Source organism: Peribacillus sp. Bi134 (genome assembly GCF_918698065.1).
Taxonomy (GTDB): Bacteria; Bacillota; Bacilli; order Bacillales; family DSM-1321; genus Peribacillus.
On sequence record NZ_CAKKLN010000029.1, the window covers coordinates 1 to 1,391 of the forward strand.

Sequence of the window (1,391 nt, forward strand, 5' to 3'; positions counted from 1 at the left end):
TTAAAGCCTGAGGTTCAGGAATCATTGAACACTTTAGTTGAGCAGTTACCAAAACTGACTGAGTTAGTGAATATTTTAACAAAGTCTTATGATTTCGCTCAATCGGTTGCGACTGATGATGTCTTGAAAAATGATACGGTCAGCGCCATTTCGGAGATCGCTACACCTGTAGTGGGTTCAGTGAAAGGTCTTGCGGCTAATGCCATCGAAGCTAAGGATCGTGCAGAAGCGAATACTGATGTGATCGGTCTTTTTGGTCTGTTAAGAATGATGAAAGATCCGCAAGCACAAAAGCTTTTCCGTTTCGCCCAAGCTTTTCTTGAAGTCTCTTCAGAACGTAAAAACCAAAAATAATTTGATTAACTTTCAATCAGTAAGGACGGGGGATTAACTATGTCAAAACAAATCGTCATCTTAGGTGCAGGTTACGCTGGATTGCTATCTGCCTTATCCGTACGTGAATATTACAAAAGAGATGAAGTGCAGGTTACAGTGGTGAACCAATTTCCAACGCACCAAATCATCACCGAATTGCACCGTCTTGCAGGCGGATCCATTTCCGAACAAGCCGTTTCCATTCCGTTGGAAAAGCTTTTCAAAGGAAAAGATATCGACCTTGTCATTTCCAAAGTGGAGTCTTTCTCAGTCGATAACAAAGAAGTGAAACTTGCCAATGGTTCCACTTTATCTTATGATGCCCTGGTTGTTGCTTTGGGAAGCCAAACAGGATTCTTCGGCATTCCGGGACTTGAGGAAAACAGCATGGTATTGAAATCCGTAAATGATGCAAACAAGATTTACAAACATATCGAAGATCGCATTCGCGAATATGCACAAACGAATAATGAAGCGGACGCAACCATCGTGATCGGCGGCGGCGGCTTGACGGGCGTCGAATTAATCGGTGAAATCGTGGACCATTTCCCTAAAATCGCCAAAAAGTTCGGAGTGGACTTCAAGGACTTGAAAATCAAGCTAGTGGAAGCAGGTCCAAAAATCCTTCCGGTCCTGCCTGACCACTTAATCGAACGTGCGATGACAAGCTTGGAAGCACGCGGCGTTGAATTCTTGACAGGTCTGCCTGTAACGGGTGTTAAAGGCAATCAAATCGAATTGAAAGATGGACAAACGATAACGGCCAATACGCTTGTTTGGACAGGCGGAGTTGCGGCTCTTCCTATCGTAGGCGAATCAGGCCTTGAAGTGGATCGCGGCAAAGCAACCGTTAATGAGTATTTGCAATCCAAATCCCATAAAGACGTATTCGTTGTCGGGGACAGTGCCGTTGCTTTCCCTCCAGAAGGCGGCCGTCCATACGCTCCTACTGCTCAAAATGCTTGGCAAATGGGTGAGCTTGTTGGTTACAACCTATTTGCAGCCTTTGAAGGCAA

The 1,391-nt window shown here is 44.9% G+C and carries 2 protein-coding genes; both read left to right on the forward strand.

Translation table 11 applies throughout. The features are described 5' to 3' along the window. The coding region (locus LQ188_RS26655) for a DUF1641 domain-containing protein (RefSeq protein ID WP_230178959.1) at window positions 1-354 on the forward strand (354 nt) is incomplete at its 5' end. A 39-nt stretch (window positions 355-393) separates the two neighbouring features. Continuing rightward, window positions 394-1,391 (forward strand): NAD(P)/FAD-dependent oxidoreductase (locus LQ188_RS26660; protein WP_230178960.1); only part of this gene is annotated, 998 nt, incomplete at its 3' end.